Below are 13,117 nucleotides of genomic sequence, written 5' to 3' on the forward strand. Positions count from 1 at the left end.
TACTAGGAATGGGTATATATGGATATTCGCAAAATTGAGGCATTTTCAAAGGTTTACGAACACTGCAGTTTCTCCAAGGCGGGAAAGTCGCTGTACCTTTCTCAGCCGACAATCAGTGCTCATGTTGCTTCGCTGGAGCAGGAACTTGAAGTGCAGCTTTTTGACCGAATCGGCCGCAGTGTCGTTCCTACAAAAGCCGGGGAAGTGCTCTATGAGCATGCCAAGAAGATTTTTGAAGCCTCCGAATTGGCGATTTCCGAGCTTAGAAAACTCCAGGATCGCATTACCGGCAAACTCGATCTGGGCGGAAGCACCATTCCTGCAAATTACATCATGCCGGAAATTCTTGCAAAATTTTGGCAGAATTACCCGGAAGTGATAATGGATTTGCGCATAGGCGACTCCGAGGATATCGTTACGCAAGTACGTGACAACGCACTAATGCTTGGGGTGGTCGGCGCTGTTTTTGAATCTCCCGACCTTCACTATGAAAAGATTGCGAGCGATTCCCTTGTCCTGGCCATGACTCCGGCACTCTACGCAAAACATCGCCATCTTTCGGAGGATGATCTTTTGCGAGCCCTGCCATGGGTGATGCGCGAGGAAGGCTCCGGGACGCGCGTGGCCATGGCCGAGAGCATCGCCAAGTTCGGTATCGACATTCATTCCTTGCGGACGGTCATCATGGTTCGCAACGCCGGTGCCATGTCTCGCTGTCTTTCTGCCGGCATGGGCGCTTCCATCACCTCCGCCATCACCATCCACGACGAGCTTGCGACAGGAGCCTTGGTGGCCGTTGACCTTCCCGGTTTGCAGATGGAGCGGTCCTTCCATGTCGTTTTCAACAGGAAGAGATCCCTGTTTCCTGCTGCCATCAAGCTGATAGAATTTTTAAAGAACAACGCCCAGAACATCGCTGTGAGGTCTAAACCGTGAAAAATACGCCACTGGTTCAAACGGTAAGCGCAGCAGGTTGAGCTGCCAAATTGGCTCCAGGGGACTTGGAGCAGGCATTGCTTGGACTGAATTTCGAGAGTGATGAGCGGATTCTCGCCGGAATGGGAAACAGCGAGGACGCAGCCATCGTGCGTTTTCCCGACGGCAAGGCGTTGGTTCAGACTCTGGATTTTTTTACGCCTATCGTGAACGATCCGTTCAGGTTCGGCCAAATCGCGGCGGCCAATTCGCTTTCCGACGTCTATGCCATGGGCGGTGTTCCGTATGTGGCCATGAACATCGTGTGTTTTCCCATTGCGACCATGGATGTTTCCATACTGCGCGAAATCCTGCGCGGCGGGCTGCTCAAGGTCCAGGAGGCCGGAGCCATGCTGGTTGGCGGACACAGCGTCCAGGACAAAGAGATCAAATACGGATTGTCGGTCTCAGGTTTTGTCGATCCCGACAGATATGCCACTAACGCTGGCCTGCGCCCTGGAGATGTCCTTATTTTGACCAAGCCCATCGGCACAGGCGTTTTGGCAACGGCCATCAAAGGGAATTGGGAGGGATGTGACGGATTTGAGGATGATGTGTACCGCTGGGCGTCACGTCTCAACCGTGTTCCGGGTGAAGCGGTTGCCAGATTCAGGCTCAAGGCCGCAACGGACATCACCGGTTTCGGTCTTGGGGGGCATGCTCTTGAGATGGCCACAGCCTCGGATTGTTCCATATCGATAGACGTCTCTTCCGTGCCCATCATGGATCACGCCCTTGATCTGGCCCGGGTAGGTCTTTTGCCCCTTGGCAGTCACGCCAACAAGCATTTTTGCCACAAGACGGTTGAAGCCTCGTCCGCACTTGATCCCGTGTTGCTTGATCTTATGTATGATGCGCAGACTTCAGGCGGAATGCTCCTTGGCGTGCCGCCTGAGTTGCTCGGTGACGTGCGTGCGTGGCTGCGTGATGGCGGCGAAATGGCGGCCGAGATCGGGGTCGTGGAGCCGCCGCGCGGCGATGGGAAACGGCTTTTGCTGTGTTGAAAGTTGTTATCCATCAGGCCGGAGCAATTGCGGTTGCCGCTCAGGCCAAGCCTGGGCAGTCTTTTTTGCACTTGCTTTTTGAGACCGGCATCAGCCAGGGCCGTGAGCTGTGCGCAGGCACGGGGCTTTGTGGCAAGTGCAGAATCCGCTTTCTGGACTCCCCTCCCGCGCCGTGCGCGGATGATCAGGCGAGGCTTGACTCCGAAGAACTGTCGCAAGGTTGGCGCCTGTCCTGCAAGCATGTGGTGCTGGAGTCGTGCGGCATCGAGGTGCCCGACTTTGCTCCAGCGACGCTTGCCGGCTCGCGAGGTGAGTCCCTGGCCGTTGATATCGGCACGACTCGCATAAAATGGTCGCTGAGTTCCAAGGCTGGGCACAGTCCTGAGTTTGCCACGATCAATCCGCAGATGGGCGTCGGCAGCGAAGTCATGTCCCGGCTCAGATACGCGCTCTCTTCGGATTCGGCACGCGCCCATCTGCGTCAGTCGGTCATCCGGGTTCTCGGGGATTTGGTGCGTCGCAGCGGTGCCGTTTCTCTGGCCGTGTGCGGCAACAGCACCATGATCGCGACTCTTCTGGATGTTCCGCTCGGTGGGTTGGCCTACGCACCCTACAGCCTGCCCTGGCAGGGCGGCGAGACGGTCAGCATTGATGGCGACTTGCCTGCCGCCTATATCCCGCCATTGCTCAGCCCTTTTATCGGGGCCGACATCAGCGCGGGTCTGGCCTATATTTCAACTCTTGAGCCGGAATATCCGTTTCTCCTTGCCGACCTTGGCACGAACGGGGAATTCGTTCTGGCGCTTGATGCAGAGCATTTTTTTGCATGCAGCGTTCCCATGGGACCGGCCATCGAAGGCGTGGGTCTGTGCTGCGGAGCCACGGCCGGTGAACGTGTGCTCAGTCGCGTCGCCCTCGGCCCCTCGGGGATGCAATGGGTCGGTACGCCCTTGAGCGGGATCTCCGGAACTGGCTACGCCTCGATCTTGGCTTTGCTGCGGCGTCTTGGCGTGCTCGATGAGGCCGGCCATTTTCAAGCCGCGACGATGCCTTTGGCCCGCAAGATATCAGAACGCATTCGTACGCACCGGCTCGGTCGTATCCTTGACCTTGAGCCGGGGGTATTCGTGGCGGAGCGTGATATCGAAGAATTTCTCAAAGCCAAGGCGGGAGTCAACGTGGCCCTGCGCAGCTTGGTCCGGCGCGCTGGATTGCTGGAAGGAGACGTGGCGCGGATTTATCTGGCCGGGGCGCTGGGAGAACACGCAGAGCCCTCTGACTTGATTACGCTTGGGTTCTTGCCGGAGGCCTGGCGCGAAAAAATCGAGGTGGCCGGAAACACGGCCCTGGCCGGAACTGTTCTGGCGCTGGAGCGGGAGGATATCCGTGCCTGGCTGGCCTGTTTGCCCGGCCGGGTGGTTGTTGAAGGTCTGGTGGAAAGGGAGGATTTCGGATCCGACTTCATGCAGGCCATGCGTTTTGCCTGGGTTTGAAGGGCGAAGCGGCGAAAGGTTCAGGTAAGCCCCCGGTGATCGGGGGCTTTCGTTTTACAATCGGGCCTGAATTGCTTCGTGAATGCGCCGCGACGCAAGCTCGTCGCCAAGATACCCGACCCGGACCGAGACTTCGGTGGTGGTGGAGCTTTGGGCGGTAAGCGATATCCAGACATCCCGGTCCCCGTCCACGACCTTGACCGAAGCCTTGCTGAGCTGCTTTTGCCTGTCCTGAACGGGCAGTCCAAGAGCTTCGCAACCAGCCAGCGTGGCCTGATACGTGGTGTCCAGATTGGCGTTGTAGGTTCGCTGCAACATTCCCGCGACATACGTATAGGTTCCGACGGCTGCCGCCCCTCCGACTACCAATGCCGCACATCCAGTGCTTAACAGTACGAGAATAATCAATAAATTTTTGAGGGCTTTCATATGTTCCTCCGTGATTTTCGCTGCTGTCTACGTGTTTTTGGGGATAAAGAAAAGCGCGCTCATTCCAGAGACAGGATATCCTGCACGGCCAGTTCGATCTGTTGCAAGCCGTTGAATTTCGACAGGCGCGGTGTGTAGGCGATTTTAATCTGCCTGCCCGTGAAAGAGGCATCCTGCCAGCGTTCGCCCTGTCTCCAGGCCACGGCGCGCATGTTTGTGCCGTCACTGGAGTCGGACAAGTGCAGCTCCAGATGTTTTTTCTGGCTGAAAAAACGATGCTTGAGGATGTTCAGGGGCGGGGAAAGGAAAATGGGTCTGGGATTGCCTTGGCCGAAGGGCTGAAGCAGTTCGAGTTCCTTGAGCAATGTGGCCGTGATCAGGGCGAAGGGCAGTTCCGCGTCCAGTTCAAGGACCGGCGGGGCCGGGTTGGATCCCAGTTGCTCTTCCACGGCCCAGGCAAAAAGGTTTTTCAGATTCGCCAGTTGGAAGGGTTCCAGCTTGAGTCCCGCTGCCTGCCGGTGTCCGCCAAATTTGTAGAGGCACTGCTTGCAGGACAAGAGGGCCTGGTACAGGTCGAAGGCGGGAGTGGAACGGCCAGAGCCTTTGAAGATTCCGTTCTCCTTGGTCAGGATCAGGCACGGGCGATGAAAGCGCTCCACGATGCGCGAGGCCACGATGCCGATGATGCCTGAGTGCCAGTGTTCGGAATGCAGCACCAGACCAGGCAGGTGAAGCTGCGACTCGGCCTGGGCGATGGCTTCTTCAAGGATGCGCTGTTCTTCGAGTTTGCGCTTGGCGTTGAGCTTGTCGAGCTTTGTGGCGAGTTGCCTTGCTTCTTCCGGATCTTTCGCCAGCAGCATGCGGACGGCAAGATCCGGATCGCCGATGCGTCCCGCGGCATTGATGCGGGGCGCAAGAGCAAAGCCTATGGAGCCCGTACCCACATTGTCGTCCGGCGCAAGACCGCTGATTTCTTTCAGGGCCTGGATGCCGGGACGGCGTCCTTCCTTGATCAGCAGAAGGCCGTTCTTGACCAGAATTCTGTTCTGTTCATCCAGGGGGACAACGTCGGCGACTGTGCCCAGGGCGACCAGGTCAAGAAAATCGCGGATGTCCGCCGCGGCCCCGGGGAGGAGGCGGTTGACCGCGCCCATGAGCAGAAAGGCCACTCCGACTCCGGCAAGGTTCTGAGTGGGCCATCCTTCGAGCTTGGGGTTGATGATGACTTCGGCTTCGGGCAGTTCCTGGCCGGGCAGATGATGGTCGGTGACGATGACCTGCATCCCAAGCGCCCTGGCTTCGCGAATCTCCTCGTTGTTGGCGATGCCGCAATCGACGGTCAGCAGAAGTCCGATCCCTTGGGCGGCCAACTCGCGGATGCCATCCACATGCAGCCCGTAACCGAAGTCCAGTCTGTCGGGGATGTAATGACTGATTTCAACGCCCCGCCGGGCCATGAAGTCCTTGACCAGCGTTGTGGCAGTGATTCCGTCCACATCGTAGTCTCCCCAGACCGCGATCCTGCGGTTTTCCTCGACGGCCTTGCAGATCAGAGCCGCCCCGGCTTCGATGCCGGGCCATTTGTCCAGCGGATGCAGATAGCGAAGCCCGGGGCTCAGAAATTTGTCCATGTCGGATTCGTTGGCCAGACCGCGCAGGGACATCAGGTGGACCAGCAGGGGGCTCACTTCAAGGCGTTCGGCGATGTCTCGCTGTTGGGCGGGGTTTTGAGCGGCTTCGGGAGCCGGAGCTTTGAGTTTCCAGGCGGCCTGGGTATCTGACATAAGTTTCATGCTTCCGGAAAATTGGGGTGACGTGCTTTGACATCCACGGGTTACAAAGTATAATTGTTTTTTCCTCAACTGCAAGAGCTTTGATTTCTTGAGTTTTTAAATCTGATCAAAATGACCGTAATTGTTGCGTAACTTATATCGGAAGGACCCATGGAAAAATCGTTTCGCCCCATCACTCTTGACGGGCAGAAAGAATATAACCGGCGTCTGGCGCAGTGCGCCCAGAAGCCGTCGGATTACAGTTTCATCAACCTCTGGGGCTGGGGCCGGGAGTACGGCCTGGAGTGGTCTTTCAGGGATGACTACGTACTCATCAGGCAGACTTTTCCGCAGACCATGTACTGGGCTCCGGTCGGTGATTGGGAGAAGGCCGACTGGGCCGCCTTGCAGGACGATCTGCCGCAGAGCACCTGTTTCATCCGCATCCCCGAGGAATTGAAGCTCATCTGGGAGCAGCGGTTGCCTGGGGTTGAGGTGGAGGAGTGCCGGGAACACTGGGATTATCTGTATGATGTTGGTGAGTTGACCGAACTCAAGGGCCGAAAATTCCACAACAAGAAGAATCTGCTCAACCAGTTCATGCGCGACCATGACGCGAAGTTCGTGCCTCTGGATGAAAAAACCGTGGAATTCGCTCTGGCCCTGCAGACGGATTGGTTCTTGTGGCGCAACAGCGAAAACGATCAGACCCTGGACGCGGAAAACCGGGCCATCGTCAAGGTCATGCATGACTGGTCAAGGCTGGAAGGACTTATCGGCGGCGGACTTGTGGTCGATGAAAAGATGATCGCCTACACCATCGCGGAGGCTCTGGACGATACGACCGTGGTCATCCATTTTGAGAAGGGATGCCCCAATTTCAAGGGGGTGTACCAGGCCATCAACCAGATTTTTCTGGAGCGGTGCTGCCAGGGTTTTCAGATCGTGAATCGTGAGCAGGACCTTGGCGACGAAGGGCTGCGCAAGGCCAAGCTCAGCTACAACCCGGTGGAGTTTCTGAAGAAATACAGGGTCTGCATGCGCGGCGGCCTAAGCTAGTCCTCTTTTTCCCAGTATCCGCAATCCTTGACCGGGCAGGCCAGGTGCACTCCTCTGGCCTTGGTCTCCTTGCGGACCAGAATCTTGGATTCGCACAGGGGACAGGGCTTGGCTACAGGAAAGTCCCAGACCGCGTAATCGCATTTGGGATATTTGCTGCAGGAATAGAAGGGCTTTCCGCGGCGGCTGGTTTTTTCGACCAGCTCGCCGTCGCATCCGTCCTTGGGGCAGGCCACGTGGGTGCTTACGGACTTGGTGTGGCGGCAGGCGGGATAGTTGGAACAGGCCACAAATCTGCCGCCGGTCTTGGTTTTTTTGACCACCAGCCGTCCGTCTTCGCACTTGGGGCAGGGACCAAGTTCTTCGGGAGCCTCTTCCTTGACCAGTTCGATTTCTCCGGCGCTGTTGCGGATGTAGTTGCTGGTGAAGGAACAGGCGGGATAATTGGCGCAGCCCAGAAAGGTTCCGTTCTTGCCGAATTTGACCACCAGTCGTCCGTCCTCGCATTGCGGGCAGGACAGGCCGGTGTCCATGCCGGCCTTGACCTGGGTCATGTTCTCGCGGGCCTTGTCCAGGGTCGGGTTGAAGTCCAGGGTGAAATCCCGGAGCAGGGCGACCCAGTCCGATTCGCCCTCGGCGACATGGTCGAGGCTTTCTTCCATGCGCGCCGTGAATCCGGCGTCCATGAGGTGGGCGAAATGCTCCACCAGAAGATCGCAGACAATGACGCCAAGATCCGTGGGCTGGAAATGTTTTTCCTCGATGTGGACGTAGTCGCGCTCGGTCAGGGTCGAGATGATCGCCGCATAGGTCGAGGGACGGCCGATGCCCAGTTCTTCGAGCTTGTGCACCAGGGACGCTTCGGAGAAACGTGCCGGGGGCTGGGTAAATTTCTGTTCCTTGTGCAGTTTCTCAAGGCTCAGTTCCTGCCCGGCCACAAGTTTCGGCAGCAGGGCGCTCTGGCTGTCCGAGGATTGGGGCCAGATCCTCAGAAATCCGGGGAAGACGAGCCGCTCGCCCTTGGCGCGCCACAGGACCGGGCCGCTCTCAATGGTGGCTACCGTGTCCCAGAAGCGTGCGGAAGCCATCTGCGAGGCCATGAAGCGCTCCCAGATGAGCTTGTAGAGCTTGTACTGTTCGGGCGGCAGGTTGTTTTTGATGGAATCGGGAGTCAGGCTCGGATCGACGGGACGTATGGCTTCGTGCGCGTCCTGTGCGCTGCCCTTGCTTTTGTAGACCCGGGCCTCGGCGGGATAGAATTCCGGCCCAAGGGTGCTGATGATCCACTCGCGGGCGCCGTCCCGGGCTTCATCGGAAATGCGCACCGAGTCGGTACGCATGTAGGTGATGAGCGCCGTGGTTCCGCGTTCGCCAAGCTCCACGCCCTCATAGAGGCGCTGGGCCACGGACATGGTCCGTTTGGCGTTGAAGCCGAGCTTGTTGCTGGCGTCCTGTTGCAGGGTGGAAGTGATGAACGGCGGGCGCGGGTGGCGCTGGCGTTCCTTCTCGACGATGTTCTGGACCACGTAGGGCAGTCCGCTGACACGGCTCTCCAGTGCCAGAGCCGTCTTTTCGTCGCCGATGACGGGCTTTTCCCCGTCCACTTTCCACAGGTCGGCATCGAAGGGCGGGGGCGTTTCGCCCTGGACCGTGATCTTGAAGAGCCAGTATTCTTCGGAGATGAAGGCCTGGCGCTCACGTTCGCGGTCCACGATGAGACGCAGGGCCACGGACTGGACACGCCCGGCGGACAGACCGCGTTTGACTTTTTTCCAGAGCAGCGGAGAAATCTTGTAGCCTACCAGGCGGTCCAGGATGCGCCTGGCCTGCTGGGAGTCAAAAAGCGGCTTGCGCAGTTCCGTGGGGTTGGCCAGGGCCTCTTTGACGGCCTTGGCCGTGATCTCGTTGAACTGAATGCGCTTCACGTTGGGGTTGGCCGTCCGGATGATCTCGGCCACGTGCCAGGCGATGGCTTCCCCCTCGCGGTCGGGGTCCGGGGCCAGATAGACCGTGTCCGCGGCCTTGGCGGCGGATTTGAGCTTGCTGACGACCTTGGCCTTGCCAGGGATTATCTGATAGTCCGGGGCGAAGTCGTTGTCTTCGTCAACGCCCAGGGTTTTGGTCGGCAGGTCACGCACGTGTCCCACGGATGCTTCCACTTCATACCCGCCGCCCAAAAACTTTTTGATGGTTTTGATTTTGGCGGGTGATTCTACGATGATTAAGTCCTTGCCCATAATGTTTGGGGGCTATATCCAGATTCCGAAGCGCAGGGCAAGGGATAATTCCCGCAAATCCCGAATGCTTCCCCGAGGCTGAATTTCAACCCGTCGGTATCCTTTTACAAAGATCATATGGAACCCATGTCCCCTACCTATCGAGCAGGATTCATCGCCCTAGTCGGGCCTCCCAATGCGGGAAAATCCACTTTTTTGAACAAGGTCCTTGGCGAAAAGATCGCCATTGTCTCTCCCAAGCCCCAGACCACCCGCACCAGCATCACCGGGATTCACACCACCGCCGAAGAGCAGATCATTTTTCTGGACACCCCCGGCGTCCATACCGCGCGCGGCAAGCTGAACCGTTTTCTGGTCGATGCCGCCTGGGGCGCTTTGCAGGAGGCCAACGGAGTCATCCTGTTCCTCGACGGCTCCCGCTACGCGGGCAACGAAAAAGCCCTGGAGCGTGACCTGCGTCCCCTGGCCGCCCGGATCGGTTCTCTTGGCGTGCCCATGGCCGTGGCCTTGAACAAGGTCGACCAGATCAAGCCCAAGGAGCGCCTGCTCGGACTTTTGGCCGACTGCGCCGAGCGTTGGCCCGGAGTGGAACTGGTGCCCATCTCGGCCCGCACCGGGGTTGGCGTTGACGCCCTTCTGGCCGTGATCCGCAACTTCCTGCCGCTCAGTCCGGCGCTCTTTCCCGAAGATCAGCTGAGCACGGCGTCGGTCCGGTTCATGGCCTCGGAGATCATCCGTGAAAAGCTTTTCCTGGCTCTGGACCAGGAGCTGCCCTACAACGTGGCCGTCGAAATCGAAACCTGGGAAGAATTGCCGGAACAGAACATGACCATGATCGGGGCCATGATCTATACGTCAAAAAACAGTCACAAGGGCATGATCGTGGGCAAGCAGGGGCAGAATCTGAAAGTTGTCGGCCAGCAGGCCCGGCAGGAACTCAAGACCTTGCTCGGCACGAAGGTGCATCTGGAACTCTGGGTCAAGGTGCGCGAAGGCTGGACCGAGGACGGTCAGTTCATGACTTCCCTGGGCCTTGGGTCCTAGGGCAGGGGGAGCATCCATGGATCAGCCAGGCATCACCGACCGGTGGCAAAAAGTTCTGGAGCAGATGGCCGCGGCCGCCCGCAGGGCCGGAAGGGACCCGGCCGACGCGCGTCTGCTGGCCGTCTCCAAGCTGCATTCCGCCCACGACATCCGGACTCTTTTCGAGGCCGGACAGCCCATGTTCGGCGAAAATTACGTGCAGGAGGCCCTCGGCAAGATGGCCATCCTGCCGCGTGAGATTTCCTGGCATCTCATCGGGCATCTGCAGACCAACAAGGTCAAGAGCGTGGTCGGCCGGTTCGACCTCATTCACGGGGTGGATTCCCTGAAACTGGCCCGCTCGTTGCATGGTCAGGCCGAAGCGATGGATGTGGTCCAGGACGTGCTGGTGCAGGTCAATCTGGCCGAGGAAAAGCAGAAAAGCGGCATTCTGGAGTCGGAGCTGCCGCCTTTGGCGGAATTTCTGGCGCGCGGCACGAATCTGCGCTGGCGGGGACTCATGCTCATGCCTCCTTTTTTTGACGATCCTGATCGGGCGCGTCCCTATTTCGCCCGTTTGAGGGAACTTGCCGAAACCTTGCGCACAGGCTTCGGCCTTGCCCTGCCTGAATTGTCCATGGGCATGACCGGGGATTTCGAGGCGGCTATCGAGGAAGGAGCGACCTTGGTGCGCATTGGCACCAGAATATTTGGAGAACGCGGCTCAAACTAACGGCCCTGGGGACGGATGTTTTATGGATCTGGCCACAATCATCGGAATCTTGGTCGCCTTCGGGCTGGTCATCGCCGCTCTGGGTGGTGACGGCTTTCTTTTTCTGGATTTTTCCTCACTGCTCATCGTGGTCGGTGGCACCATCGGCGCGGTGCTGGTGACCCATCCCCTGGAGAGCGTTCTTGGCGTGGCCCGCATCATCAGGAAGACGTTCATGTCCAAGGCCGACGACCCGGCGGCGCTCATCGCCCAGTTTGTCGACTACGCAACCCGGGTCCGGCGCGAGGGAATCCTGTCCCTGGAAGCGCACCTGAAGAACATTCCCGATGATTTTCTGCGCAAGGGCCTGCAATTGACCGTGGACGGCCTTGATCCGCAGCTCATCCAGGAAATCATGGAGACCGAAATCTCGTGTCTTGAGGAGCGCCACCTGAAAGGCGCCGAGATACTGCTGACTTTTGGAACCCTGGCCCCCGGGATGGGTATGATCGGCACCATCATAGGCCTTGTGCTCATGCTCAAGCGCATGAACGACCCGAGCACCATCGGTCCGGCCATGGCCGTGGCCCTTTTGACCACCTTCTACGGCGCCATCCTCGCCAACCTCGTTTTCAACCCCATGGCCGGCAAACTGCGGGCCCGCAGCCGCGAGGAAGTCCTGATCCGGACCATGATCCTGGAAGGGATCATGTCCATTTCCAGGGGGGAGAACCCGCGCATTCTCGAAGAGAAGCTGAACAGCTACCTGCCTCCCAAGGAGCGCAAGGTCAGGTCCTGAACCTGGACGGGGGAAGAGCATGATCAGTAAGAGGGCGAAAACCGAGCAGTCGAAACCGGGGGTTCCGTCCTGGATGATCACTTTTTCGGATCTGGTCACCCTGCTGATGACGTTTTTCATTGTGCTCGTGTCCATGGCCTCCCTCACGGACATCTATAAACGCAAAGTCGCCATCGGTTCCGTTTCCGGTACCTTCGGCACCGGTGCGCCGAGCATGAGCGATCTGACCACGGTGGATACCAGGACCCAGGTCGACCCCGGGCCCATCAACGTTTTCAAGGATCTCTCGCCGGTCAAGGAGCATCTTTGGGAAGACCCGGACAAGGATCTGCGCTTCGAATCCAACCGCTTCATGCAGCGGCTGTCCATCGGGGCCGATGCCCTTTTTGCCCCAGGTTCCTCGGAACTCACGGAGAAAGGGCGGTCGCTTCTGGACCGTTTGCGTCCCGTGGTCATGGAAAGCGCTCATCCGCTTGGATTGTCTGGGCACGCCTCGGACGGCATGGACGAGTTTGGCCCTGACTATCTGGCCAAGCCGTGGATCAAGGTCGATTTTTCCTGGGAGCTCTCCCTGGCGCGGGTCATGGCCGTGTACAAGTATTTCGTCGAGACGGGCGTCGAGCCCGAGAAGCTGCGCCTGGAGGCTTTTGGCCGTTTTCGGCCACGCGTGACCACCGAGGACCCTGGCGAGAGGCTGACCAATCGGCGGGTTGAAATCACCCTGGATCGGCGTATCGGCAGCTGGAGCCATGAGATGGCGGCCCAGGCCGTGCGCGAAGACTCCGCTCAAAAGCCTACGGACAGCTACCGGATCAAGGATTTTCTGTTCCGCTTCGACCTGCCGGGAAAACCCTGATGGCACGCAGGAAAAAACGCGCCGAACTCGATTCGCCGGGATCGTCTTGGCTGGTCACCTTTGCGGATCTCATGACCCTGCTGCTGAGTTTCTTTGTGTTGCTTTTGTCCATGTCGTCCATGGACAAGTCCATACTGCGCGACGTGGTCTCCCACTTCGTGGGCGACATGGGGCTGGCTCCGAAAAAAGGGGCGGGCAAGCTGACGACCCGGTTCGAGTTCATGAATGTGATCATCGAGAACCCGGCCGAAGCCCTGCACGATCCGCAACGCATCAAGGATTTGCTTTTTCCGGACGAGGTCATGCCCGAAGGCATGGCCAGGAGCACCCTTGACGAGAATCTGCGAATTCTGGTGAGGCCCGAGGGAATCGCTCTCGTTCTCTCCGACGGTCTCCTTTTTGACGTTGGAGAAAGTGCCTTGACCCAGGACAGCCGCAAGCTTCTGTCGGAGTTCTCCCGCTTTCTGGCCACCGTGACCATGCCGATCAATGTGGCTGGATACACGGACAACGTCCCGGCGGGTCAAAAAGACAACTACATGCTGTCCTCGGAGCGGGCCATGTCCGTGCTGAGTTTCTTTTTGCAGCAGGGTTTCGATCCCGGGCGTTTTTCCGTTTCCGCCTACGGCGAGGCTTTTCCCCTGGGTGACAATACCACTCCGGAAGGCCGGGCCAAGAACAGGAGAGTGGAGATTTTACTCAAAACCACGGGAAGAACGTATCTTTAGGCCCGTTTTTCGCATGGATCAAAAAGGAGG

General features: G+C 58.5%; 12 protein-coding genes. 9 read left to right on the top strand and 3 right to left on the bottom strand.

The window, feature by feature from the left end; all coding sequences use genetic code 11:
- Positions 1-18: 18 nt before the first annotated feature.
- From H4684_RS08895 to H4684_RS08905, 3 genes are all read left to right on the top strand, one after another.
- Positions 19-936 carry a selenium metabolism-associated LysR family transcriptional regulator gene (locus H4684_RS08895; protein WP_192623477.1) on the top strand — a complete coding sequence of 306 codons (918 nt, stop codon included), beginning with the start codon at positions 19-21 and terminating at the stop codon, positions 934-936.
- Positions 933-1,979, top strand: a complete 1,047-nt coding sequence (gene selD / locus H4684_RS08900; RefSeq protein WP_092190657.1) for a selenide, water dikinase SelD — start codon at positions 933-935, stop codon at positions 1,977-1,979. The genes H4684_RS08895 and selD overlap by 4 nt, the downstream gene beginning before the upstream one ends.
- A gap of 65 nt (positions 1,980-2,044) precedes the next feature.
- The gene (locus tag H4684_RS08905) at positions 2,045-3,472 is read left to right on the top strand and encodes an ASKHA domain-containing protein (RefSeq protein WP_192623478.1); all 1,428 of its coding nucleotides are present in this window, start codon (positions 2,045-2,047) and stop codon (positions 3,470-3,472) included.
- Positions 3,473-3,526: 54 nt separating this feature from the next.
- Here the strand turns inward: H4684_RS08905 and H4684_RS08910 are convergent, their stop codons facing one another.
- Together H4684_RS08910 and recJ are read right to left on the bottom strand one after the other, a co-directional pair.
- Complete coding sequence (locus tag H4684_RS08910) at positions 3,527-3,901, bottom strand: DUF3568 family protein (RefSeq protein ID WP_092190661.1); 375 nt, start codon at positions 3,899-3,901, stop codon at positions 3,527-3,529.
- Positions 3,902-3,960: 59 nt separating this feature from the next.
- Positions 3,961-5,694: a single-stranded-DNA-specific exonuclease RecJ gene (gene recJ / locus H4684_RS08915; RefSeq protein WP_318779627.1), complete on the bottom strand. Its 1,734-nt coding sequence runs from the start codon at positions 5,692-5,694 to the stop codon at positions 3,961-3,963.
- A 150-nt stretch (positions 5,695-5,844) separates the two neighbouring features.
- Here recJ and H4684_RS08920 point away from each other — a divergent pair, with 150 nt between their 5' ends.
- Entirely contained in the window at positions 5,845-6,732 is an 888-nt protein-coding gene (locus tag H4684_RS08920) for a DUF2156 domain-containing protein (RefSeq protein WP_092190665.1), read from the top strand.
- Here H4684_RS08920 and topA read toward each other — a convergent pair.
- Complete coding sequence (gene topA / locus H4684_RS08925) at positions 6,729-8,969, bottom strand: type I DNA topoisomerase (RefSeq protein WP_192623479.1); 2,241 nt, start codon at positions 8,967-8,969, stop codon at positions 6,729-6,731. The genes H4684_RS08920 and topA overlap by 4 nt on opposite strands.
- 126 nt (positions 8,970-9,095) lie before the next feature.
- Between topA and era the strand changes: the two genes are divergently transcribed.
- From era to H4684_RS08950, 5 genes are read left to right on the top strand one after another with little or no spacing between them, the layout of a single operon-like run.
- Positions 9,096-10,013: a GTPase Era gene (gene era, locus H4684_RS08930; RefSeq protein WP_092190669.1), complete on the top strand. Its 918-nt coding sequence runs from the start codon at positions 9,096-9,098 to the stop codon at positions 10,011-10,013.
- Positions 10,014-10,029: 16 nt separating this feature from the next.
- Complete coding sequence (locus tag H4684_RS08935; protein ID WP_092190671.1) at positions 10,030-10,725, top strand: YggS family pyridoxal phosphate-dependent enzyme; 696 nt, start codon at positions 10,030-10,032, stop codon at positions 10,723-10,725.
- 22 nt (positions 10,726-10,747) lie between these two features.
- Positions 10,748-11,503: a motility protein A gene (locus H4684_RS08940; RefSeq protein ID WP_092190673.1), complete on the top strand. Its 756-nt coding sequence runs from the start codon at positions 10,748-10,750 to the stop codon at positions 11,501-11,503.
- A gap of 19 nt (positions 11,504-11,522) precedes the next feature.
- Positions 11,523-12,359 carry an OmpA/MotB family protein gene (locus H4684_RS08945; protein ID WP_192623480.1) on the top strand — a complete coding sequence of 279 codons (837 nt, stop codon included), beginning with the start codon at positions 11,523-11,525 and terminating at the stop codon, positions 12,357-12,359.
- Positions 12,359-13,087, top strand: coding sequence for an OmpA/MotB family protein (locus tag H4684_RS08950; protein WP_092190677.1), 729 nt, complete (start codon positions 12,359-12,361; stop codon positions 13,085-13,087). Before H4684_RS08945 ends, H4684_RS08950 begins: the two co-directional genes overlap by 1 nt.
- Positions 13,088-13,117: the final 30 nt, after the last annotated feature.

The organism is Desulfomicrobium macestii, assembly GCF_014873765.1.
Lineage (GTDB): Bacteria > Desulfobacterota > Desulfovibrionia > Desulfovibrionales > Desulfomicrobiaceae > Desulfomicrobium > Desulfomicrobium macestii.

Coding starts and splice junctions, on each gene's coding strand:
- era (WP_092190669.1), top strand. CDS start 9,096: ATGTCCCCTACCTATCGAGCAGGATTCATCGCCCTAGTCGGGCCTCCC.
- topA (WP_192623479.1), bottom strand. CDS start 8,969: ATGGGCAAGGACTTAATCATCGTAGAATCACCCGCCAAAATCAAAACC.
- H4684_RS08945 (WP_192623480.1), top strand. CDS start 11,523: ATGATCAGTAAGAGGGCGAAAACCGAGCAGTCGAAACCGGGGGTTCCG.
- H4684_RS08935 (WP_092190671.1), top strand. CDS start 10,030: ATGGATCAGCCAGGCATCACCGACCGGTGGCAAAAAGTTCTGGAGCAG.
- H4684_RS08920 (WP_092190665.1), top strand. CDS start 5,845: ATGGAAAAATCGTTTCGCCCCATCACTCTTGACGGGCAGAAAGAATAT.
- H4684_RS08950 (WP_092190677.1), top strand. CDS start 12,359: ATGGCACGCAGGAAAAAACGCGCCGAACTCGATTCGCCGGGATCGTCT.
- H4684_RS08910 (WP_092190661.1), bottom strand. CDS start 3,901: ATGAAAGCCCTCAAAAATTTATTGATTATTCTCGTACTGTTAAGCACT.
- H4684_RS08940 (WP_092190673.1), top strand. CDS start 10,748: ATGGATCTGGCCACAATCATCGGAATCTTGGTCGCCTTCGGGCTGGTC.
- recJ (WP_318779627.1), bottom strand. CDS start 5,694: ATGAAACTTATGTCAGATACCCAGGCCGCCTGGAAACTCAAAGCTCCG.
- H4684_RS08895 (WP_192623477.1), top strand. CDS start 19: ATGGATATTCGCAAAATTGAGGCATTTTCAAAGGTTTACGAACACTGC.